Genomic DNA, 21,161 nt, shown 5'->3' on the forward strand with positions numbered 1-21,161 from the left:
CAGCATCGCCTGCACCCTCATCTGCTACCGGAGACTAGCCAAATGAGATGACCTCTAAGTGAGCGTTCGCGAGCGCATAGCCGTGGTGACGGGGGGCTCGCTGCCGCACGAGTCGAGGGTCGTTCGAGGGGTGGTCGCCGGGTGCGGCCGACGCACGACATCCGTGGTCCCGGCTCCGGGGCCGTACCTCGAAGACCTCCGGAGCCGACACGATGAACGAACGAGTGCCTCTAATGTCGACGTGGCTGAGGCGATTGTGGAGGTGCGGTCGCTGCGAGATCGTTGAGGGTGGCGTTGACAAGAGGCCAGCACATATCCACGGTGTCCTTGTTGGGGCGGTGCCCGGTCCGCTTCTCCAGATGCGGGTGAACTGAGTTGCGGTAGTGGCGGACGAGGTCGAAGGCCATCTTGGCGTCAGGTTCGATCCACCCGTTGCTGTGCGCGAACTGCACGAGGTCTTGTAGCCCCATGTCCTTGGCCGCCTTGGGCATGGGGCGGGCGGAGGGGCGCGACGTAGCTGCATGGAGCAGGACGCCTTCGAGGAGGCTGCCCAGCATGATCACTGCGGAGACATAGGCGCCGTGCTCGTAGCAGACGGTCGCTTCCTGGAGCCGGACCTGCACGGAGTCGGCCAGTGCGGGGTCGTCCACCACGTCCTGGACCGACACCTGCAGCTCGACCCGCGGAAGGGTTCGCGTTGCGCTGGAGCCCACCTCGGTGAGGACGGGTTTGTTGGCGACGAGCCCGATCTCCAACCCTTCCAGGAGGAGCAGCTTGTTAAGCCGCTCCTGGATGGCTTCGAATTCCTTCTTCTGCCCATGGAACTCGCGGGCGTCGGCGAGGCGAAGAATGACCTTCTCGATGTCTTGGGGGCTACTCTCGCGCCGGTCGAGCAGGAGCTTTGTTGTCCACTGGTGTCGCGGGCTGCTGCCGTCGTGGTCGGGGACGTGCTGCCATCCTGCACGGCGGAAGAAGCCTGCAAGCTCCCAGCCGCGCAGGTAGCGCACGGGGCCGTCGTCGCCGCAGATAAGGCGGGCGATTTCGGCCAGGGTGCTCTCGTCGAGCGGTTCAGGCATCTCAGGCTTCCGTTTCATCGGTTTCGCCGGCGGTGCCGCCGACGGTGGGGTGGTCGTCGTTCTTGCCTGTGGCCGCGTCGTCTTCGCTGTCGGGTTCGTTCTCATCGAGTTCTATGGGGGTCCAGGGGGATACGGTTTCCCCTCCGGCCTCTTCTATTGCTCCTGGCAGGATTCCCATGGTGCCTAAACGCGCCCACAGCGGAAGGAGTGCGTCGTCCGAGGCCAGGGCGAACGCGCTGCTGCGCAGTCGCCAGAAGGACCAGCCAGCCCGCCGCAGTTCCCGCTCGCGTTCGTAGTCCTCCTGAATCTGCGTGGGGGTCCAGTGGTGCGGGCTCCCGTCGCATTCGACCGCAAGGCGGGCGTGCTCGCCGGTCACTACCAAGTCGATGCGCTTCTTGCCCACCTTCCATTGAGGCACAACGTGATATCCGCGCTGCCTGATTTTCCGGAATACACGCTGCTCGAACAGCGAATCGAAAGGATCGATCCTCTCCTGCTCGGGGACGGCTTCCAGCTCTGGGGGTGCCTTGTGGACAGGGGCGGGGGATCGCATGTGCGTGATGAGGGAATGACGCAGGTCGTCGCTCGGCAACTGGTCAGTAGTGACGGAGGTGAACAGCCACATCTGGTCGCGGGCGCGGCTGGCGGCGACATTGAACCGGCGTCCGTCGCGAACACCCCTGATCTTGCGGACGTGGTCACTGTCGATCACTGTCGCCAGCAGCATCACGTCCCGTTCGTCGCCCTGGAAGTCGGTGGCGACGCCGACCCGGATCCGGTGGCGGTCGCGTACGGCGGGTTCGATCTCCGTGTCGATGAGGTCGTCAATGAGCCGCACAGAGGCTCCGGAGCGCAGCGGGATGACACCAAAGGTCCGCTTTGCGTAGGTGGGATCCTGGGTCAGCTCCTTGAGCTTGGCGACGAGTCGCTCCGCCTCCAGCCGGTTGACCAGGCGGTCACCGAACCCCTCACAGAGACCTTCCGGCACGTGGACGACCTGAAGAGGGCGAAGTCGGTCGGCGCCGTACTGGCGCAGGGGCACCAGGTCCTTGTCGTAGAACTGGTGCGAAGACCACTGAATGATCTCCGGCATGCAGCGGAAGTGCTCAGTCAGCATGATTACTTCGGTGTATCGGTTACGGAGCAGGGCGTAGAGATTCGCGCCGTCGGGGTCCAAGGCGCTGCGCTGCCAGTCGAGCAGTTCGGGCAGGAGCTCATCGAGACGGCGCCGCAGGCGGTCGTGGTCGATAGGCAGGTAGCCGGGCACGCACTGGCGGTCATCGCCAACCACGATGACGCGCGGCGCCAGCCAGAGCAGCATCAGACCGTCGAGACCGACCTGGCTGGCCTCGTCGACGATGACCACGTCGAAGGAGTCCGGTTCAGGTGGGAGGGCTGCAGCGACTTGCTTAACCGACATGACCCAGGCGGGGACCGCGCCCATGGCGTCGCGCATCGCTGAGCGGGCGCTGCGACGGTGGCGTCGGGCGGAAGGGGACGTGCCGGTCCCGACGCGGGCCATGGCATCGGCATACGAACTGAGTGCCTGTTTCTGTCGGACCGTCAGGCGTTCAAGGCAGTGTCCTAGGGCGCGGGAGGCTGCCAGCTGTTCGACCACATCCTTCAGGCGAGCTTCTATCTCGGCCAGTTCAGCGTCGAGCCGCTCTTCTCGCCCTTGATCGTGCATGCGCTCGGTGAAGGCTTGGGCTTTGCGCCAGAGCCACGCTTCGGACAGGGTCGGCAGCCGAAGCGCCCAGTGGGGCGCTGTGGGGGTGGATGTCAGCAAGCGGGCTAGTTCCGGGTGGCCTTCGGCGAGCCGGCCGAGCAGCTTACGGGCTTCGCGGCGATCGGCCTCTCGTAAGTACGCGGCGTCGAGCGCCGCCAGGGCCTGCTCGTAGGCGGCTACGTCGCGGGCGCCGATGGCCCGGTGTGCGGCAGCCAGCTCGGGGCCACCACGCGGCCCAGGCTGCGGCAGGGCATCGGCCATTCCCTGGAGGATGCGTTCCGCCGCGTCCGCAGTGAGCACACGCTCGGCATGGGTGAGGGCGGTGCGCAGGGTCTCCCAGTCTTGGGGAGTTCGCACCGTCGCCTGAACCTGGGCCCGTAGGAGTGCCCCGTGAACGGCAGCCCCCGCCTGGGCGAAGAGATCCACCGCTTCCAGGTCATGCTTGCGGTCCAGGAGTTCGGCCAGTGCCACGTGGGCCGGCCCGTCGGCGGGAGGCGCGCCAACGTCCACCCAGTGACGGTTGAGCTCCACGACGCTTCGCTCGGCGCGAAGCCGTGTGAGGATCGCGGCGATGTCATTGGCACTGTCCGGTCGGCGCCCGTCAACCCGGCATTGCTCAAGGAGCTGCTGCGCTGCGCGCCGGGGCCGTCGCGCCTTCCACCCCCGCAGCTTTCCACCGGCATGCAGGTACTCCCACAACACCTGGCCGGCCGTGGTCCAGGCGGCAAGGTCCTCAATCTCCAGTGGCGGCACCTCGACATGACGGTGACTTTGGTCGACGAGTAAGCGCTGCACCTGCTCGGCGGCCGTACCGGCCTGCCGCACCAGATCCCATAAGCCCTGCTTCTGATCGGCGAGGCCATGTCGCAGCGCGTTAGTCCGCCAGTTCTGGGGCTCCCAGCGTGAAACATCCTGGTCAAGCCCTGCCCGCTGCAAGGCAGTGGCCGCTTCACGCAAGCGTGTGCGCAGGGACGCGACGAACTCGGGCCCGCGAGCAACAAGATCGTTAGCAAGGGGATTGGGTGCGTCGGCGAGGCGGGCACGCCGGGCTGCCTCTAGGGTCTGCACAGCATCAGCGAGCTGCAGGACAGTGGGCAGTTGAGCAGGGTCGGGACACAGGCTGCCGTGCTCGTCGAGGACCACTGCACCATGGCGTTCGACCAGTGACACCAGGCGCCACGCCTCGCTGTTGTCGAGCGGAGCGACATCGGAGGAGCCCTCAGGCAGAGGCGGCAGCCAGCCATGCAACTCCTGGCCGGCGGTCACGGCCTCCACGATCTGGGCGAGCAGTCCCTGATAGCCCTCCGGGAGGTCGGTGTACTCACGCCACTCAACTTCGCGCAGCTCGCGCAGTTGGGCTCTCAACACCGCGCTGCGCGCGCTGAGCTGAGTGCGCTGCGCCTCCAGATCTCTGGCCTCCTCGGCCAGCCGTGCGGGCGTGGTGGTCGTGTGCTGGCGTGACAGAGCGCGGATCGACCGGTCCAGTTCCTCAGTACCACCGCGCCGCGGATCCCCCTGCAACACGCATAAGCTGCGCAACGAGGGCGGGAGCTTGTCTCTGAGAACCCGCAGCGCTTGATCCTTCTCACTGGTCACCAGAACGCGCTTTCCGTCAGCCAGCAGCGCGCACACGAGGTTGGCGATGGTGTGCGTCTTGCCAGTACCGGGCGGTCCCTGGACAACAACGCCGGTGTCCTGCTGGAGACGGGCGAGCACATCGCGCTGGGCGGCGTTGGTCGCCAGCGGGAAGAGCGGATCGGGCCCAAGCGCCGGTGCAGCGGCGGCCTCGTAGCCGGCGCTCCACCCGGGGAGCTGCTGCACTTCTGGCGGCACAATGAGGCGTGCGAGGCCAAGAGGGGCTCTGCTCCCAGGTTCGGCGAGACGTTCGGCAATCTTCTCGTAGAAGCCCACGAGGGCACCGCGGCCACGCTCACGCAGCAGCACGGCGGGAGCAGGCCGTAGAGCGAAACCGGGTTCCCTCGCCCCCTCCGGTTGGTCCCAGTCGGCATCGAAACGCACCGCAGCGTGTTCTCCCAGTGCGCGGTCTGCCCAGTCGACCAAGAGTTGTTCCATGTCCGGGGACAATGGATGAGGCAGATCTCCGGTCTGCAGCCGATCGCGCAGGGGAGTCAGCGTCGCAGTGCTGTATCCGTCGCTTTCCTCCAGGAACTCTGTGTCTTCCAAGCGGAGCCCACCGTCCCGCGTCAGCGAGACGACGATCTCGTTCTTGGCGTTGTCGACCGTGACGGACAGCGGAGCGGTTAGCAGATGCCGACGCACCGGCTCCCGCCCGTTGCCCGCGCCGCACGTCAGCAGCCCGACACCCAGCACCAGCTCGTGAGCATCACCCTCTTCACGGAGCGTGCGGGCCAAGCCGTGCACTTTGCGGTACAGCTTGCGGTACGGATCTGCAGCGAGTTCGGCACTGGCCCATCGCCGCCAGGCCGTGAGCCATGGGCCGTAGGCGCGCTGAACCTCCGGCGCGTCCTCGAGAGCAACCTGAGTGACCTCAACCCAGTTGCCGTCCTCGTCCTCGACCCAGCCGTGGCCGGGACCGGTCGCAGCCAGCGGCGGATCTTGCCGTGACGCCTTCGCCGCCGCCTCAGGCGAGACCCATCCGGCCAGCTCTTCCGGCAGCGCAGGGGCAGCATCGCGACGCAGGTGCCGCACCTTCAGCAGCGTGCCACTGCGGGTCTGCCGGGCGGGCACCACACCCGGCGGAAGAGCGGACAGCCACAACCTGGTTGGGTACTGCTCGCAGTCGCGGACCGGCTTGTGGGTCGCTCGTACGATTTCTCGTACGTACTCGACCAGATTGCGGGTCTGTCGGACTGTGGCAGGGGCATCCGCGCGGGCCGCCTGCTGAACCATGAATCCCCCCATGATCATTCTGATTGCGGTGAACGCATCAGGATGAAGGGGCAAATAGACTTCAGCAACCGCCTGGGCAGCAATTGGCTTGAATGCGATTCAGGGAGACGAAGGATCTCCGGCGCGCAGGACGCCACCTCAGCGGACAGCGGCACGGTGCTATCAGCCAGATGTACTGGCCTTAAAGAGATGCCGGGGTGAGGACACCGTGCCGATGAAGTAACGATTCTTCGTGTCCTGGCGCCGTTCGGGATGCAGTGCTGTGGTTGGCTTAATTCCCTGCTGACGGCGTGCGGATCAGATCCAGCTAAAAATCTTTAACGGTGCCGGTTACGTCTGGCCATGACGGTTGGTGTCACCCGCGTTATGCCGGAGGGATGAAGGTATGCCCATGGCGGTGGGCTGACAGCCGAGGAACGGGCTCGCCGTGGGCGAGTTCGTCTCTCGGCTGCTGACTTGATCGAGGCAGGAGTCAGTGACGGGGAGGTGGCCCTGCCGGCCTGCCGTGCGATGTGAGCCACCGCCTCGGCCTGGGGCAGGCGTACCGCGCGCCTGTACGTTGGGACGACTACCGGCCCGGATCGAAGCCGATGTCCTGGACACGGCCGTCGGTGCCCGGCTCGCCGAGCAGCTCGAACCCACCGACGGACTGCGGGCCCTGGCTGGGACGGCAAGTCCCCGCGCGGCTTGCGCGCCCATGCCCGTACCGCGGTCCATCTGTTCGCTGCCGTCGTGCAACGCGAACGCACCGTGACCGCCCAGCGGCAGGTCGACGTCAAGAGCAAGGAGATTACCGGCGTTCCGGCCCTTGCTCCAGGCGCTGGAACTGACCGGCACCGCCGTTGGCGGGACATCCGCTGCTGGATAAGGTCGCGCCACCGTCGCCAACCTCGACCTCCCGAATGCCGTGCAGGCCCTGCAGGTCGTGCGCCGCCGGGCGATGTCCGTACCGGCAAGGTCACCCTCGAACGCGTCTACGCGGTCACCAGCCTGAAGGCTGAGCAGGCCCAACTCGCCGCCACCGTACGCCGGAACTGGCACCCGGAAGTCCTGCACCAAGTCAGCGACAGCACGTTTCGCTAGGACGCCTGCCGCGTCCGCACCGGAAATGCTCCCCGAGCCCTCACCATCTTTCGCAACCTCGCGATCGCCTTGGCCCACCTCATCGGCTGGAACGACCTCGCCGAAGCCACAGCGCACTACCGGTCTGACCCACCATGTGAGAAGGCTCGCCCCTTGGGTCAGGACCCAAGGCGGCGGAGGAATTCGTCCTCATCAAGAACCTCGATGGCCTGTCCGGCGTCGAGCAGGGCTTGGGCTTCTTTCGCCTTGCCGCTCAGGGTGGTCCCGGGCTTGAGCTGGGTCTGCGTGGCAGAGACCAGGATGTCGGTCGTCCTGGTCATCTTCTTCGCCGGTTGCGCGCCGACCTTGGCAAGGCGGGCGAATGCCTCGTCCCGCTTCATGGAGGTGAGCGTGCCGGTGAGGCAGACCGTCAGTCCGTATAGCGCTCCGTCGGGGTCGGCGTCGGGGTTGGCGCCGGGAACGGGCCTGCGGTCCCGCTGACCAGAGCCCTGGTACTGGCTGCCACGCCACTGGCCATCGGGGGTCATGGAGCCCCATCGGATCTGATGCTTGGCGAGCAGGTCGTCGAGGGACGCCGTGCCGGCTTCGCGGATCGCCGCGAGCATGACCTCGGCTGATGCGCGGGAATCGGCTTCCGGGTTGTGGTGGTTCGTGAAGTCGAGGCCAGCGGCGTCCATGCAGTGGGGCAGCCCGTAGGACAAAAGCTTCCACGTACGGCGGGCGACGACCTGCGAGCAGGTGTACCGAAGCTCTGGCCAGCTGATCGCTTCGGCGTCGCAGGCCGCCCTGATGACGCTCAAGTCGAATCCGGCATTGTGGGCGATCAGAGGGCGCCCGTCCGCGAACGCGAGGATCGCGGCGAGCGCGGTCTTCCAGCCGGGTGCGGTGGCGACATCGTCGGCCGTGATGCCGTGAACCCGGACGTTGTACGGGTTGAAGTGGCTGAGCGCGGCGGGTGGCTGGATCAGCATGCTCCAGGTGTCCACGACACGATCCCCGTCAACTGCTGTCATACCGACGGAGCACGCGCTGCCGCGGTGCTCGTTCGCCGTCTCGAAATCGATCGCTACCCAGGAAGACATGACACGGAGTGTCGTGAGGAGTCGTAAGGGACGCAAGGGTCAAAAGTCGCCAATGGGTTTCAGCTGTGCGGAAGTTCGAACTCGACGGCAAGCTGTGGGACGACGGGTCTGCTGGAGGTCTCCAGCCGCGTGCTCGTCGCAGCCCCGGTGACGATGTATTCGCTAGCGGTGACCATCTACCGGGCGGTATGTCTGTGTCCGGCTAGGGGCGCTTGGGACCAGTGCGGTCCAGCGCTCTACTGCACCAGCCGGAGCACCGGCCTCTGCTCTTGGACGCCTAGGAGGCTTTGGACTCTCTTGCTTGTCCAGGCCAGCTCATGTGCCAGTTGGGGGACAGAGACTCCCGCTTCTTCGGCGGCCAGGTCAAAGGCTTGACGGAGCAGCGAAGGCTGTTCACCGGGGAAGCTCGAGACGGACTCCGCCGTGAACCCGGGCTGGCCGTCGAGAGCGCGTAGGCGCTGATAGGACCTGCTGGCGGTCGCGTCGGAGATCAGTCCCAGCTCGCGGCAGCGGTAGACCAGCGAGTGGAGGGAGACACCCCAGACTCCCCTGAGCTCGGCCAGCCGCGCAAAATCCATGCGACGTGGCAGCAGGGGCAGGATGCTGTCCTGAGGGGTCAGGAACTCGGCGGCGAAGGCGTCGGCCTCCTTTTCCTGGCGACTGTCTCCGGTGGCATCCCCGTGAAGCACAAGGTGGCCCAGCTCATGGGCAGCCGTGAACCGATGCCGGTAGATGTCGTCGGCTCGGTTGGCCGTCAGTACGACGAGGGGGCGCGCGGCCCGGGTGGAGAAGGCGTCCACGCTCGCAGCGGAAGGATCACTGGCAGGCGGCGTGATCACCACAATTCCGTGGGATTCCATCCGCCTCACCAAGTGCGTGACGGGTCCGTCACCGAGGCCCCAGCGCGTGCGGAGCTCGCGGGCGGCGGATGCCGGGTCCGTGGACAGCTCTTCGCCAGGGTGGACCTCACCTCCGGCGAAACCGGGGAGGTCGACCAGAGGCAACTGGATTCGCTGCTCCAGCGCGTACGTGAGTTCCCAGACCTGCTCGGCGAAGGCGAGCGCACGCTCTCGTTGGGACTTCGGCGTACTGCGGAGGCTCCGGAAATGCGCCATGGATGCGTCGAGCCGATTAGCGGGCCTTCCCAGCAGGAAGAACGTCACTGGAACCCCGAGGATCTCGGCGAGCCGGGGGATCAAGTCAGGTCGTGGCTTCGACACCCCCGTCTCGTATTGCCCTACGGCGGCAGGCGTTACCCCGAGCTGCGTCGCCACGTCCTTCTTCGTCATCTCCGCTAGGCGACGGGCTTGTGTCAGCCGGGTGGGATCGAAGGCGTCGGAGACAGCGCGTGGGGTGGCGCCTCGTTCTTCCGTACCGGGAATGAGGTCCTGCTTAATGGGTCGCATCGTCTTCGCTGCTCTGGTCCTCGATGGGTTCTGCCTCGGTCTGCACAGGCACATGCAGGGCTTGATCCGAGGCGGTACGAGAGGACAGCGTAAGGGCGGGCTCGGTTCCGTCCGCGAAGCTGGTGTGTGCCGTGGCCTGGTTCGGAATGCTGATCGGCCGCAGCGTGTACGACGTGACCGACTGAGGCAGGTGAAGCGGCTCGGGATCGGTGGTCCATTCCAGCTGCCGGTTCATCCCGAGCGCCGCGATGCCCCAGTACGCCTCGAGGAGCTCGGAGGCGTTGCAGGCGAAGGGCACCAGGACCAGTTGAGTGCCCTGCGGGACGGTTGCCAGAGCGCCGCGCGGTTCGGCGACCGGGACAGCTGGCCCGAAGTCGAGGTCGAACGGATCCTGCGTGTGCTTCGGTGCCGGTGCGAAGGTGAAGATCTCCCGGACCAGCCGGGACTCGCTGGGGATGCGAGCGCTGCGTACGTCCGACTTGGTCTTGGAGTACCGGAACGGGTAGAGCAGCCCGTTACCGATGAGCATCAACTCGTAGGAGAAGCCGAACGGCTGGACGGCGCGGGCGCCGGGGAGGTCCTTGAGTTCGTCCTGCAGCCGCTCGTACTGGTTCTCATACCGGCTGGTGCCGTAGGTGCGGGTGGTGCGGGATGCTGCCTGCTCCTGTGCAGCCTGTGCGTTGGCCTGCATGTTGCGAAGGCCCTGCCCGAGGGCGAGACGTACAGCCGCTGCTTGCTTACCGAACACATCGGTCGTCCACGACGACGAAGGCGTACTCATGCGGACGACTCCTAGGGTCGGACTACGCATCGAAGCATTCCAGTGCGATCATGACTTTAGTTGATGTCATATATTTTGCACAACCGCTTTGGCGTGCGCCGTGTTCTTAGCCCTTGAGTCGGCCCCAGCGCCTGTCCGGCGCGTTCCTTCTCGCCACCGATCGAGTGTGGTCTACCGGGCGTTCAGTGCGCCGAGTGGCAAGGCGAATCGGCCGTGCCCGCCTCGGGTTGCGGTGAGGACGGGAGGGAAGGGAACGGAAGGCGCATCCGCCTGAGCAGCGCGTGCCCTGCGCCCACGGCTAGGACAACCAGAACGCTGGTGATGGCCTCGGGGAAGTTGGTGAGGGAGAGGAGGTAGCCCGCACCGGCGACTATGCAGATGAAGAGGGCATACCCCAGCGCACCCAAGGCCGGGGAGTTGGGCTGCAGGTGGGGGCCGTCCCAGTCAGGATTCGGGGACAGGATGTTCTCGTCGGCCAACCGAGTTGAGCTGGCCAGGGCGTTGGTGGGAGCTGAGGCGTAAGTGAGCACGGAAGCGATGATCTGTGCCAAGGCCGCCAGCTGGTCCTGATCTCCTTCCGCCAGTCGGATTTTGGCCGCGTGGAGATTCCTGACGATCTCGTGTGCATGGTGGCGGATCCGAGAGCGCTGTACCGGGTCGGTGCGGCGCGGTTCCAGTTCCGCTTGTCGTTCCAATGCGTCACACAGGTCACCGATCGCATCGCAGAAGGCGGAATTGCGGGTGTGGCCTCGAACCTCGCGGTCCGGTGAGCCGTGGGACGTGATCGCTTCCCACGCCCGAATCGCCATGTGGACCGTGTGTTCGTGCGGCACCGACCGGTGGAGTGATCTGCGGTCCACGTCGGCCAGAACGAGCGCCGACGTCAGCAAGCTCCAGAGGAGTACCAGCATCCAGAAGCTAGTACTGATCCGAGTGTTTACCATGATCATGATCGCTGCGAGGACTCCCAAGAAAGGCAGGAGCCACAGGAGGTAGATCGACGCCAAGGAGCAGGTCAGATCCGTCACCCGCTTCTCGAGCCGTTCTGCCGAGGGGAGGTCCGCCTCGGCGACGCGATGTTCGCTCAGCAACTGCCGGACACGCACGACACGACTTCGTCGCGGTTTCATCAGCTTGAGTCGTAGGGCCAAACGGCCGGGCCAACCGTGTGGTACACGCTTGCGATCCACCCAGCGCGGTACGACAAAAGTCAGCGTCATCAGCATGTAGAGAGCGCTGCCGATCACGCACCAGACAAAGACATTCTTGACCATGGGCGGATCATCCCCCTAGGCACTGACAATGCCTCTCCGGTGGAAGCGCCCGACCGGCACTCTCAGGACGCGGCCGCTCTCGGCTAACGCCGGCCGGTCATCTCAACTGAGGCTGCCGGCAGTGGATTACCCCGCGCCATCGCCTCCGGCGCGGTTTTCGTGCCGCCGGTGGACGGTTTGCCAAATTCAGCGGCTGGCGCGTGGGACGTCCGCTTGTGGCGTTGCCGAGGACCCACCGGCGCTCTCGTGGATGCGAGCCTAGCGGGGTGCGCGGTCAGCCCTGAGTTGCCCTTCCAGCTCGTTGATGCGTCGCTGGGTCTCCGCGGCGCTCCGCTGCTGCCTCGCTAGTTTCGCCTTGGCGGCGGTGAGCTCTGCCTTGAGGCGATTCTTGTCGGCGGCCTCGCGATCGGAGAGGGCGATCTCGTCCGTGTAAGCCGGTCCGATGCGCTTGGCGGCCACGATGCCTCGGCGAGTGCCGCACTCCGGACATTCGACCACCGACGGCGATACGCGATTGTGCTCCCGGTGCTGGACGAATCGGGCGGTGTGGTCACAGGTGAGAGTCAGCTCCCACGCGTCCTGGTGCTTCTTCCTCTCTTCCCACGAAGGCCCGGACGCCAAGATCTTGCTGAGTCGCTCGGCCATCCCGGGGCCAGTGGGGTGCGGCGGGCAGCATGTAGAGCAGTGCCACGTCCGTGACCCGCTGATACACCAGCGGGCTCCCCAGCAGTCGGCGTGGCGTGTACGGAAGCGTGCGTCCTCTGCCTCGTACTCGATCTTCTCCGCGGGAGAGAGGTGCATGGTTCCGGGCCAGCTGCCGCGGGCATCGTTCAGGACCAGGCCGCAGTTCCTGCACGGCTCGCCCGCCAGGTACTCCTCCCACGTCAGGTACATCCCCTTGAGCCGCCACATCTCGCGGCGCTCCTTGTCCTGTCGATCTCGTTCCTCAGCCTGAAGGGCTTCACGGCGGCTGCGGTCGACAGCGCGCTTCTGGCGCTGCTCCTCTGTCAGTTTGGCCATGCGTGTCTCCCAAAGTCCTGGCTGCGGTGTATTCGGACGAGGTGTCTCCGGCTGTCGTTGCCGGTCAGGGACGGCATCGGTCCCTTGCCCCGACAGCGGCTCCGGCCCCCACTCTGGCCGCTCGTGGAGCGACACCCACACCCCCACAGGCCGTATGGGGTTTCCGCTCGGCGCTCCGGCCACGCCAAGCGCTCGCGAAAGACGTGTCACTACCCCTGGTCAGCGGGGGGGGGGTGTCCCCAACGGGCCCATCATCACGGCCCAACGGGGGCCGGACGGACGGCGGAGGTGGCGTACGCGCAGGCGGAGGCAGGGGCGGCCTGGGCACCGGTAGGTCGATCAGATCGCCCACCCCAGCCACCTGTTGCAGTGTTCGTGCGAGGGAACGCAGCGCCTGACGAGTGACGTCCAGCTGGCGCCGCAACTCATCGGCCTCGGGCCAGGCGCGTTCATAGCTCACCGGGTCTGTGCCGTCAGGCCGCAGCGCTTCGTAGGCCGCGAGCCGAGGGTGCCAGACCGTCAACACCGGCCGTAGAACGCGATTGAGGGTGACCATCGCCAGCACGCCAAAGGTGAGCCGGCCCTCCGGCACGGGCGGCGCGACGGCTGGACCGTGCTCGTGCAGGATGCCCCGGGTGACGTCGTAGAGGGAGTACAGCGAGGTGAGCGCCTCGCGCAGAACTCCCTCGTCCCGCTCCAGCGGAACGACCGCGACTCGGCTGGCCAGTTGGAAGTACAACTCCCAGGCAGCTGTGCGCTCGGCATCGGCCGGCTGCCACACGCCCGCGACCTCACCGACGAACGGGATGGTCAGTTTCGCCGTGATCTGCGAAGGGCCCGTTCGCCCGCGCCGCGGCGTTTCTCCGGACTGCGTCATGATCGCCTCCCCGGTTCCCCACAGTAGGGTATGACACCGTGTGGGATGTCTTCCTCAGCTACAGCCGCCAAGATGCCGGGCAAGTCCGTCGACTCTATGAGGAGTTCATCGCGGTCGGGCTGACGGTGTTCACCGACGAGTCGGCGGTCGCCGGGTTCGCCGGCATCAGCGACGCGATCCGTTCCGCACTCGCCGACTCTCGCGTCCTGCTGGCGTACTACTCGACCGGCTATCCCGAACGACCGGCCTGTCAATGGGAGCTGACCGCCGCGTTCCTCGCCGGGCTCGGCGAGGGCGATCCGCGCCGCCGAGTGCTGGTGGTCAATCCCGAGCCGGACACCACGCACATCCACCCGGTCGAACTGCGCGACACCCGGCACGGCGAACCGGAGACCCTGGTCGCGGACGTGCTCGCTCACCTGCGACAGATCCCCGGCCCTATGCGCCTGGAAGCGGCACCCCCACGTGTCCATGGCGAGCTGCCCGGCGCCATCGGGCAATTCACCGGCAGGCTGCCCGAACTGTGGCGGCTGCACAGTGCCCTGCACGTTCAGGAGGCTCCCCTCGTCACCGGCCGTACCTTGGCCGGTCCCGTTCAGCTGCGCGGCATGCCCGGCATCGGCAAGACCCGCCTGGCACGGGAATACGCGCTGCGGTTCGGCGCCGCGTTCCCCGGCGGCGTGCACTGGGCACACGCCGCCGCGCCACAGCCACCGCAAGCACCCGACGGACCCTGCCTGTACGTTGTGGACGATGTGCCCCACGGCCTACCACCACGTGCGGTCATGGAACTCACCGCTCCGCATCCTCTGGTCCGCACTCTGCTGATCACCCGCAGCCGTGCCTACGCGGGCCACGGCGAACACCTCGACCTGGAACCGCTCCCCGACGCGGCCGCCGCTGCCCTTGCCGGAGCTACCGAGATCGCGGATGCGGCTGCCGGGCACCCCGCGGCACTCGGGCTGCTCGGCCGCGCTGCCGCGGGTCGCAGCGCCGCAGCCCTGGTCAGCCGCCTCTACGAACCTGGCCGCTCCCTCCTCGACGAACTCGCCGGGGACGAACTCACGGCCCACCACATCCACGACGCCCTCACCGCGCCCGCAGAGGCCCAGGACGTACTGCGCTGCGCACTCGCCCTGTCCCCGTTGCCGGCCACTGCCGAGACCGTGGCCATGGCTCTCACCGCTGCCGACCGGCTGCCCCACGCCGTCGCGCTGAGGCGCGCAAACGCCGGACTTGCCGAACTGACCGTCCGTGGACTGCTGACCCCCGTCCCGCACCACCTGCACCCGATCACTGCGCACTCCTGGCTCCACCACGAAGGCGACGCGGCCCGCGCGGAGACACTGCGTCGTGCGGTCCTCTCCAGTCTCGGAGCCACGACCACTACGCTGGACGGTCCCGGCCTCCGGGTTCCCGGCGTACGGCAGGAGGGCATCACGATGAGGGTAAGAGAAGCCGAGCGGATGGCCGCCTTCGACTTGCAAGTCGAGCTGGTGAGCCGCATCGGCGTACAGGAACTCCCGGCCGGCAGCGGCAGCCTGCGCGAGGCGCTCACCTCCCTGAGCACCCTGTTCCAGTTCACCCGCGACATGCTCCGCCGCTACAGCATCGGCCTGGAACCGGGCGAGGCCCACACGGTCCAGTCGGTGGCGGACCACCTCCTGAACGAAATCCTCCGCCCCTTCACGACTCGCTGGCACCCCCTCCTCATGGCTTGGGAGGCGCACTGCCCGTCGGACATCAGCCAGCTGGATCACGAACGCAGCTGGGAGTGCGCCGACGCGTTCCGCTCGGACCTGAACGCCCTGCAGGAGCCGCTGCGGGCCGTGGCAGCATCTCTGGCGGAGATCTCCGGAGCGGAGTTCGGAATCTCGGCCGGGGTCTGAGCGCTCCCGTCAGGGTCGGACTGGCTGTGCTGCGAGCTCATGTGCGTGGCCGGGTGATCAGCCATGTCCCGCCGACGACCAGCAGCGCGAAGATCACATGGGCGGCACCCCATGCAGCTATGAGCAGGAGCCGGTCGTGGAGTGAAAAGGAGCCGGTCAGGGTCACCTGGAGAGAGCCTACGGCGAAGGCGATGGCGGAAGTGAAGACGGCGACGAGTTCGACCGACCGCACATGGTTGACGCGGGCCGTCTCCTGTCCCTCACGATGAGCCTTGGCCTGTTCCTCGCCCCGGCGGTGGAGTTCCCCTTCGAGCTGCTGCCACTGCTGATGGTGCCGTTCTTCCTGGACGAGGAGACGCTGCTCATGAGCGGCGTCCAGCTCGGCACGCAGCCTGCCTTCCAGGATCGCATCGCGCTTCGCGAGGTACTGCTCCTGGAGGAGCTTGTGGCTGCCGCGACTACCGACGGCAGGAAGCAGGCGCAGGGCGGTGTTGATGCTCTCCAGGGCCGTACCGTGGTCGCGGACCATGTGCTGTCCGGAGGCGAGACGGAAATGGAAGATGTGGTCGAGAGGGTGGTCCCGTACAGCCTCGGAGGCCGGATCACGCAGCAGCTCACCATGGCCGTCAAAGGGCGTGGCGGCCTGGATACCGTTGAGGCAGATGTCGACGACGTGGCGGGTGCGCTCGGAGGAGTTCCACGCTTGGTCCAGCAGGCCGATCGCGTGCTCCGCGGTGATGGCCCGGCTGCCGAACGCCGCGAAGGAGCGCAGGGCCGTGAAGAGGGGTGTTTGCCGGTGAGTGCCGGCGGCGGGGGCTAGGAGCGACGCGTCCAGAATCTGCTGCAGGTTTGGGTGACAGGTTTGGTCACGCGGCCTGGAGGGCCGGTGTGGTCATGACGGTCTCGTATTCGACGGGGGTCAGCCGGCTGAGGGAGGCTTGTCTGCGGCGTCGGTGGTAGGTCCGTTCGATCCAGGTCACGATCGCGATCCGGAGTTCCTCGCGGGTGGCCCAGCTCCTGCGGTTGAGGACGTTCTTCTGCAGCAGGCTGAAGAAGGACTCCATGGCCGCGTTGTCGCCTGCCGCCCCGACCCTCCCTATCGAGCCGACCATTCGGTACCGATCGAGCGCCCGGACGAACTTCCGTGACCGAAACTGCGATCCGCGATCGCTGTGGAGAATGCACCCGTCGACGTGTCCGCGCCGGGCCACGGCGTTGTTCAGGGCCGCGACGGCCAGGCGGGACTTCATCCGCGTGTCGATCGAGTAGCCGACGATCCTCTTGCTGAAGACGTCCTTGACCGCGCAGAGATACAACGTGCCTTCGCCGGTGGCGTGTTCAGTGATGTCGGTGAGCCACAGCCGGTTCGGTCCGGTCACGGTGAAGTCGCGGCGGACGAAGTCGTCGTGGACCGGTGGACCGGCCTTCTTGGTCCGGCCGCGCTTCTTGCCGAAGACGCTCCACCAGTTGTTGTCCCGGCAGATCCGCCACGCGGTCCGATCCGCCATTTCCACGCCGGTGCCGCGGGCTTCGTCGGCCAGGAAGCGGTAGCCGAACTCCGGATCCTCACGATGAGCGTCGAACAACGCGTTCGCGCGAACGGCCTGCTCGAACTCGGCATCGGTCACTGGACGCTCCAGCCAGCGGTAGTAGGGCTGTCTGGCGAGCTTCAGAACCCGGCACGTCACCGTGACGGGCACCCCGCCGGCGGCGAGCTCTTTCACGAGCGGGTAGATCCTTTTCCCGGCAGATTCGCCTGGGACAGGTACGCCGCGGCCCTGCGAAGGACCTCGTTCTCCTGCTCCAGCAGCTTGATCCGCCGGCGTGCTTCCCGAAGTTCCACGCTCTCCTGGCTGGGCATTCCGGGCTTTGTCCCGTCGTCGATGTCCGCCCGGCGCATCCACTTCCACAGCGTCATCGCGTGGACACCGAAGTCGGCGGCCACCTGCTCGACCGTCACGCCCGGGCCGCGGTTCCTCGCGACCCGCACGACGTCCTCGCGGAACTCTTCCGGATAAGGCTTGGGCACAGCGACATCCTTCCCACCCGCCCCACAGGGCAAGCCAGTTCAGATGTCACCCGATCGTGCAGCAGACCCAAGGCCGGGGACGCCGTGGTGGAGCGGGTGGACGGGGGTGCGAGTAGTGCCGTGAAGGCCCTACTGTGGGGCATAGAGGTTCCTCCCACGGTGGCGTGCGATCGCCACCGCTCAGTCGTTCAGACGCGGGTGATTCGGTAGGGGACTCGTTGGCCCCGGCGTTGGCGCGCCGGGGTTTTTTCTTGCCCTCGGGGCAGGGGGACCCTAAAGGCATGGCCAATAGAGCCACACCCACCCGGAAAAAGTCCAGCGTCACGCCGGGAAAGCAAACAGCTGTTGGTGAACGCGTCCTGTACCGGGAATTAAAACGTTAGCCCCAGATCCCCGGTTGACGAAATAGTTCCGGGAAATAGTCGACGCGAAACGGACAACTCGTAGCACTTCGCCACCTAGACGCGCCACGCCTTCTCGATGGCGGGACAGGTGGCCTGAGCAGGGAAGGTGCTCCTCCTCCATGGGCAGTGCCACCTGGCGCGGTGGCCTGACGGCCCGTTATTTCGCTAACCGGGGATCGTCGTATATGTTGCGCGCTGCACTGGAGCGATGCAGGGGTTCTGACGGCAAAGCGGCGCAACATAGCAGTAGAAACGGAACTTCCAAAATGGCGTTTTCCAAGCTACAAATTGACCTATGCCTAAACGCCTCGCCGAAATGGGTCCCGCCGGAGAGCGGCCGCCCGCGCCATCGAGCGCGCCCGTACCGCCCGCGGTCTCGCCCAGCGCCAGCTGGCCGCCCGCGTGACTGTGTTCGGGCGCCCGATGACCGTCACGACGATCTCGCGCATCGAACGCCGGCGACGGCGCTGCGACGTCGACGACCTCGTCGCCATCGCCGCCGCACTCGGCGTCTGCCCGCTCGACCTCCTCCACGAGGCCCCGTAGCGACCCGCTGCCGACTCACGCTGGGGTGCGCCAACGCCCGTGAGCGCGCAGCCGTTTATCCCTGCCCGCGTCTGAACGACCATCACCATTGGCACGTCTGCGGAATCGCACCGCCGTGCCAGACGAGGAACCTCCTTGCGCCGAACCGCAATGCCCCCTGCCCTCCCGCACCACCCCCACCTCCTCCCCGCCGCGAAGGAGGTGACCCTGCATGGCTGACCGACTCCTCTCCGCCCCCGAGGCAGCCGACCGCCTCGGCGTGGGCGAGCGCTTCATCCGCCGCCTCGTCTCCGAACGCCGCATCCGGTACGTCAAGGTCGGCAAGCACGTCCGCATCGCCGAGAGCGTGCTGTCCGCGTACATAGAGGAGCGGACTGTTGAGCCGGTCCGCACCCGGCGCTCCCGCTATGGGATGGCGGCCTGATGGCCCGCCCGCGCCAGAAGGCGCCGCGCCGCAGCTTCGGGGCGATACGCAAGCTGCCCTCCGGCCGCTACCAGGCCCGCTATCCCGGCACGGACGGGATTCTGCGGCCTGCGCCGGAGAGGTTCGAGACGAAGAAGGACGCCGAGGTCTTCCTCGCCCAGATGCAGGCCGATCAGTCGCGCGGCGACTGGCTCGACCCGACCGCAGGCGAGGTGCTGTTCGCCGAGTACGCCAAGCGCTGGATCGATGAGCGCGGCATCGCCCCGACCACCGAGGAGGTGTACCGCCGCCTGCTGAGGCTCCACCTCGCTCCGACGTTCGGGCAGCAGTACGTGAACGTCATCAGCCCCGGCAAGGTGCGCACTTGGCGCGCCGAGCGCCTGGAGGCCACCGGCAAGACGCAGGTGGCCAAGGCGTACCGGCTGCTGAAGGCCATCATGGAGACGGCCGTGGACGACGACCTGATCCGACGCAATCCCTGCAAGATCCGTGGGGCGGGCAAGGAAGAGGCGGATGAACGCCCGGTCGCTGCGGTCGAGCAGGTCTTCGCGGTCGCCGAGGCGATCGGCATCCGCTGGCGGCTGATGGTGCTGCTCGGCGCCTTCGCCTCGATGCGGCCGGAGGAGCTGGCCGAGTTGCGGCGCAAGGACATCGCTACGGACGGCAGTGCCCTCTATGTACGGAGAGCCGCCCCCGAACTGAACGTCGGCCGCCGCGTGATCGGCGACCCCAAGTCCCGTGCGGGAAAACGGGAGATCGTCCTGCCCGGCTTCATGCACCTCGACGTTCGGCGTCACCTCGACTGGTTCGCCGAGGCTGGCCCCGAGGGACTGGTGTTCGTCGGCGAGTGAGGGGCCCGGCTGAGGGGGACGACCTTCGGCCGTAAGTGGCGCAAGGCTCGCGGCCAGGTCGGCCTGCCCGAAGGCTTCCGCTTCTACGACCTGCGGCACACCGGCAACACCATCGCCGCCGACACCGGCGCGAAGATGAAGGACCTCATGTTCCGAGCCGGACACTCCTCTGAGCGGGCCCAGCTGATCTATCAGCACTCCACACGAAAGCATCAGCGCAAGCTCGCCGGTGCCATCGACGTCGATGTGCGTCGCCAGCGCGCGGAAGCGGAGGTGTCCGAGCACGCGACGGACGAAGGGGCGACCGTCCACCCCTTCGTCCCGCGTGCACGCGACACCGTCGACGCCCCTATCTCCCAGGAGGCGTGACCATTCGCAGCGCCGGACCGGTACCTGCCGGTCCGGCGCTGCGGCGTGTCTACCAACTGCGACAAGCCCAGGGGAATTCGCAGCCGCACACAAGCGGCACTGCGCCTGGCAAGTGGCGCAGGTCACACGAAATGCGTCTCAGGATTCGAGACGATTCCCTTGCGCACCCTTAAGGGGGGGGCTTGTGGGCCCCAATTCGGCGCGTTAATCGGTCCCTTATGGCACGCGCATGGCACGCGCCGAGAAATTGGTCTAGATAACAAACAAACCCCAGGCCGCTGACCTGGGGTTTCGTTATGGAGCGAGTGACGGGAATCGAACCCGCGCTCTAAGCTTGGGAAGCTTATGTTCTACCATTAAACTACACTCGCGTGATCGTTCCCCATGGGGAAGCGGTCGTCGCTCACTCTACCCCATGCCCGGCCCCCGGTGGATTCACCGGGGGCCGTGGCGTTGTCGTGGGGCGGGATCGCCGTGCGGGCGGGGGGAGTTGGGGCGTACGGTGAAGGGTGTGTGCTTGGGCGGAGTGCCGCATGGAGCGGCGTCCTGTTCATCCCCTAATGTGGTGGTTTCTCCGTCCATGCTTGTTGGGGAAGGGACTTGAGCGACTTGATGGACTCGTTGGAGCGCACCGTCGTCCGCTGCGCCGGAGGGCACGTCTTCACCACGGATTCGTTTCCGATGCAGCAGCTCGGCGCCGGCCGGATCGGGCCCGGTCGGCTGATCCGCTGTCCGCGGTGCGCGCGGCTGCGTCATGCCGTGCCCGTACTGCCCGAGCAGCGGTAGCGCCCGCTCCACACCGAAATGCCGGGGCTCACAGGCGCGCGGGGCCGTCCGATTGGGGCGGGGCCGCGCGCCTTGCGTATCCTCGGGGAGTGCTTCTCTCAGACAAGGACATCCGGGCCGAGATCGACTCCGGGCGGGTACGGATCGATCCCTACGACGAATCCATGGTGCAGCCGTCCAGCATCGACGTGCGCCTCGACCGCTTCTTCCGGGTGTTCGAGAACCACCGCTACCCGCACATCGACCCCGCCGTCGAGCAGGCCGACCTCACCCGGCTCGTCGAGCCGGAGGGGGACGAGGCGTTCATCCTGCATCCCGGGGAGTTCGTGCTCGCCTCGACGTACGAGGTCATCACGCTCCCCGATGATCTCGCCAGTCGGCTCGAAGGCAAGAGCTCGCTCGGGCGGCTCGGGCTCGTCACGCACTCCACCGCCGGGTTCATCGACCCCGGGTTCTCCGGTCACGTAACCCTTGAGCTCTCCAACGTCGCCACCCTTCCGATAAAGCTCTGGCCCGGCATGAAGATCGGGCAGCTTTGTCTGTTCCGGCTGTCGTCGTCCGCCGAGGAGCCTTACGGGTCTCAGCGGTACGGCTCCCGGTACCAGGGGCAGCGCGGGCCCACCGCCTCGCGGTCCTTCCTCAATTTCCATCGGACCCAGGTGTGAGC

Annotated in this window: 15 protein-coding genes, 1 tRNA gene and 2 pseudogenes; 8 read left to right on the forward strand and 10 right to left on the reverse strand. The window is 66.8% G+C overall.

Going from position 1 to position 21,161, the window contains the following annotated elements; translation table 11 throughout:
- Positions 1-230 precede the first annotated feature (230 nt).
- Together ABD346_RS22695 and ABD346_RS22700 are read right to left on the reverse strand one after the other, a co-directional pair.
- Positions 231-1,076, reverse strand: coding sequence for a hypothetical protein (locus ABD346_RS22695; RefSeq protein ID WP_344377194.1), 846 nt, complete (start codon positions 1,074-1,076; stop codon positions 231-233).
- A gap of 1 nt (position 1,077) precedes the next feature.
- Positions 1,078-5,673, reverse strand: coding sequence for an AAA domain-containing protein (locus ABD346_RS22700; protein WP_344377196.1), 4,596 nt, complete (start codon positions 5,671-5,673; stop codon positions 1,078-1,080).
- Between the two features lie 402 nt (positions 5,674-6,075).
- Here ABD346_RS22700 and ABD346_RS38660 point away from each other — a divergent pair.
- Positions 6,076-6,165: pseudogene (locus tag ABD346_RS38660) on the forward strand (helix-turn-helix domain-containing protein); the annotation flags it as partial.
- Positions 6,166-6,914: 749 nt separating this feature from the next.
- Here the strand turns inward: ABD346_RS38660 and ABD346_RS22705 are convergent.
- The 5 genes from ABD346_RS22705 to ABD346_RS22725 all read right to left on the reverse strand — a co-directional run bounded on the left by ABD346_RS22705 (position 6,915) and on the right by ABD346_RS22725 (position 12,319).
- Complete coding sequence (locus ABD346_RS22705) at positions 6,915-7,838, reverse strand: exonuclease domain-containing protein (protein WP_344377197.1); 924 nt, start codon at positions 7,836-7,838, stop codon at positions 6,915-6,917.
- A gap of 236 nt (positions 7,839-8,074) precedes the next feature.
- The gene (locus tag ABD346_RS22710; protein WP_344377199.1) at positions 8,075-9,298 is read right to left on the reverse strand and encodes a helix-turn-helix domain-containing protein; all 1,224 of its coding nucleotides are present in this window, start codon (positions 9,296-9,298) and stop codon (positions 8,075-8,077) included.
- Positions 9,231-10,025: a hypothetical protein gene (locus ABD346_RS22715; RefSeq protein WP_344377200.1), complete on the reverse strand. Its 795-nt coding sequence runs from the start codon at positions 10,023-10,025 to the stop codon at positions 9,231-9,233. Before ABD346_RS22715 ends, ABD346_RS22710 begins: the two co-directional genes overlap by 68 nt.
- A 182-nt stretch (positions 10,026-10,207) precedes the next feature.
- Positions 10,208-11,299 carry a hypothetical protein gene (locus tag ABD346_RS22720; protein ID WP_344377203.1) on the reverse strand — a complete coding sequence of 364 codons (1,092 nt, stop codon included), beginning with the start codon at positions 11,297-11,299 and terminating at the stop codon, positions 10,208-10,210.
- A 258-nt stretch (positions 11,300-11,557) separates the two neighbouring features.
- A complete protein-coding gene (locus ABD346_RS22725; protein WP_344377204.1) occupies positions 11,558-12,319 on the reverse strand; it encodes a hypothetical protein in 762 nt (253 codons plus the stop codon).
- A 915-nt stretch (positions 12,320-13,234) separates the two neighbouring features.
- On the opposite strand from ABD346_RS22725, the gene ABD346_RS22730 reads away from it, so the two are divergent.
- The gene (locus ABD346_RS22730; protein ID WP_344377205.1) at positions 13,235-15,085 is read left to right on the forward strand and encodes a toll/interleukin-1 receptor domain-containing protein; all 1,851 of its coding nucleotides are present in this window, start codon (positions 13,235-13,237) and stop codon (positions 15,083-15,085) included.
- Between the two features lie 37 nt (positions 15,086-15,122).
- On the opposite strand, the gene ABD346_RS22735 is transcribed toward ABD346_RS22730, so the two are convergent.
- Positions 15,123-15,317 (reverse strand): hypothetical protein, encoded by a 195-nt coding sequence (locus tag ABD346_RS22735; protein WP_344377207.1) that lies wholly within the window; start codon positions 15,315-15,317, stop codon positions 15,123-15,125.
- Here ABD346_RS22735 and ABD346_RS22740 point away from each other — a divergent pair, their 5' ends adjacent.
- The gene (locus ABD346_RS22740) at positions 15,318-15,905 is read left to right on the forward strand and encodes a hypothetical protein (RefSeq protein ID WP_344377208.1); all 588 of its coding nucleotides are present in this window, start codon (positions 15,318-15,320) and stop codon (positions 15,903-15,905) included.
- 46 nt (positions 15,906-15,951) lie between these two features.
- Here ABD346_RS22740 and ABD346_RS22745 read toward each other — a convergent pair.
- Positions 15,952-17,114, reverse strand: a protein-coding gene (locus tag ABD346_RS22745; protein WP_344377209.1) for an IS3 family transposase whose coding sequence is annotated in 2 segments (ribosomal slippage) — positions 15,952-16,827 and positions 16,830-17,114 — 1,161 coding nt in all. Because the reading frame shifts where the segments join, the coding sequence is not laid out codon by codon here.
- A gap of 794 nt (positions 17,115-17,908) precedes the next feature.
- Here ABD346_RS22745 and ABD346_RS38665 point away from each other — a divergent pair.
- From ABD346_RS38665 to ABD346_RS22760, 3 genes and pseudogenes are all read left to right on the forward strand, one after another.
- The gene (locus tag ABD346_RS38665; protein WP_425583021.1) at positions 17,909-18,064 is read left to right on the forward strand and encodes a helix-turn-helix domain-containing protein; all 156 of its coding nucleotides are present in this window, start codon (positions 17,909-17,911) and stop codon (positions 18,062-18,064) included.
- 211 nt (positions 18,065-18,275) lie between these two features.
- Complete coding sequence (locus ABD346_RS22755; protein WP_344377211.1) at positions 18,276-18,488, forward strand: helix-turn-helix domain-containing protein; 213 nt, start codon at positions 18,276-18,278, stop codon at positions 18,486-18,488.
- Positions 18,488-19,708: pseudogene (locus ABD346_RS22760) on the forward strand (tyrosine-type recombinase/integrase). The gene ABD346_RS22755 and the pseudogene ABD346_RS22760 overlap by 1 nt, the downstream one beginning before the upstream one ends.
- Before the next feature lie 297 nt (positions 19,709-20,005).
- Here ABD346_RS22760 and ABD346_RS22765 read toward each other — a convergent pair.
- Positions 20,006-20,079, reverse strand: a tRNA-Gly gene (locus ABD346_RS22765).
- A 229-nt stretch (positions 20,080-20,308) separates the two neighbouring features.
- Between ABD346_RS22765 and ABD346_RS22770 the strand changes: the two genes are divergently transcribed.
- Entirely contained in the window at positions 20,309-20,494 is a 186-nt protein-coding gene (locus ABD346_RS22770) for a hypothetical protein (RefSeq protein ID WP_189967835.1), read from the forward strand.
- Between the two features lie 89 nt (positions 20,495-20,583).
- Complete coding sequence (gene dcd / locus ABD346_RS22775; RefSeq protein WP_167158741.1) at positions 20,584-21,159, forward strand: dCTP deaminase; 576 nt, start codon at positions 20,584-20,586, stop codon at positions 21,157-21,159.
- Positions 21,160-21,161: the final 2 nt, after the last annotated feature.

This window comes from Streptomyces mauvecolor (assembly GCF_039532965.1).
Lineage (GTDB): Bacteria > Actinomycetota > Actinomycetes > Streptomycetales > Streptomycetaceae > Streptomyces > Streptomyces violascens.